This window comes from Kitasatospora sp. NPDC057500, assembly GCF_042802195.1.
GTDB lineage: Bacteria > Actinomycetota > Actinomycetes > Streptomycetales > Streptomycetaceae > Kitasatospora.
Window position 1 is genome coordinate 1 of record NZ_JBHVER010000431.1, and the last position, 1,725, is coordinate 1,725.

1 protein-coding gene is annotated in these 1,725 nt (G+C 74.2%); it reads right to left on the reverse strand.

Annotated elements, in window-relative coordinates; all coding sequences use genetic code 11:
• Positions 1–1,707: acyltransferase domain-containing protein (locus ACFU74_RS37220; protein WP_380764568.1), on the reverse strand; the 1,707-nt coding region annotated here is incomplete at its 3' end.
• Positions 1,708–1,725: the final 18 nt, after the last annotated feature.

Here is a 1,725-nt window from a genome sequence, read left to right on the forward strand (position 1 = left end):
GGCGAGGGTGGCTTGGGCGTGGCGGGTCCAGGTGGTGTGGGTGGTGGTGTGGGGGCGGGAGTAGATGGTGGTGTTGCGGCAGCCGTCGGGGTCGGGGGCGTCGATGACGACCTGGAGGTCGAGGGCGCCGGTGGCGGGGAGGATGAGGGGGGCCTGGACGAGGAGTTCCTTCACCCCGGCGCTGGTGGTGTGGTCGGCGGCGTGGAGGGCGAGGTCGAGGAAGGCGGTGCCGGGCAGGAGGGGGGTGCCGGTGACGGCGTGGTCGGCCAGCCAGGGGTGGGTGGCGAGGCTGAGGGTGCCGGAGAGGATGGCGCTGTCGCCGGAGGCGACGTCGACGGCGGCGGCGAGCAGGCCGTGCTCGACGGTGTCCAGGCCTACGGTGGTGACATCGCCGCCGGTGTCGGGGGTGAAGTCGAGCCAGTAGCGGGTGTGGTCGAACGCGTAGGTCGGCAGCTCCACACCGGAAGCGCCGGTGCCGAGGACCGGGGTCCAGTCGAGGTCCAGGCCGGCGGTCCAGGCGGTGGCGGCGCTGAGCGCGAGGCGGCGCGGGCCGCCCTCGTCGCGGCGCAGGGTGCCGGTGACGGTGACGTGGGCGCCGTTCGCGCCGTGGGCGTCGGCGCTCTCGCTGATGCCGTTGGCCAGGACCGGGTGGGCGCTGGACTCGATGAACACGGTGTGGCCGTCGTCGAGGAGCGCGGTGGTGGCGTCCTGGAAGCGGACGGGGCTGCGCAGGTTGTCCAGCCAGTACCGGGCGTCCATCTGCGAGCCGTCGATCACGCTCGCGGTCAGGGTGGAGTAGACCGGGGTGTGCCCGGTGCGCGGGGTGATGCCCGCCAGATCCTCCAGGATGCGTTCGGCGATGGCCTCGACGTGCGGGGTGTGGGAGGCGTAGTCCACCGGGATGCGCCGCACCCGCACACCCTTGTCCTCGCAGTGCGCGAGGAACTCCTCGGCGGCTTCGAGGTCGCCGGCGACGACGGTGGAGGAGGGGCCGTTGACGGCCGCCACCCACAGCCGGCCCTCGAAGCCCTCCAGGTGACCGTTGACGGCGTCCAGGGCGGTGGCGACGGACAGCATCGCGCCCTGCCCGGCCAGGGCGGTGATCGCCGCCGAGCGGGCGACGACCACGCGCACCGCGTCCTCGACGCTCAGCGCGCCCGCGACGCAGGCCGCGGCGATCTCGCCCTGCGAGTGCCCGACCACCGCCGCCGCCCGGACCCCCAGCGACTCCCACACACGCGCCAGGCCCACCATCACGGTGAACATCACGGGCTGGACCACGTCCACCCGCTCGAACGCGGGCGCACCCTCGGCGCCGCGCAGGACGTCGATCACCGACCAGCCGGCCAGGCGCTCGACCTCCGCCGAGCACTCCGCCACCGACTTCGCGAACACCGGCGAGGCGTCGAGGAGTTCGACGCCCATCCGCTCCCACTGCCAGCCCTGCCCCGGGAACACCAGCACCGCACGCGCCGTGGCACCGACCGTGCCGGTCACGGCATTGCCCGCCACCTCCCCCTCGGCCGCGAACGCACCCAGACCCGCCAGCAGCTCACCACGATCCGCACCGACCACCGCCAGACGGTGACCCAGCACCGGCTTCCCGGCCAACGCCCGACCCACCGCACCGGCCTCGACACCCGAGGCGGCGAACTCCGCCAACCGCCCGGCCTGCGCCCGCAGACCACCCGCACTGCCACCCGACACCAACCACGCCGTCACCCC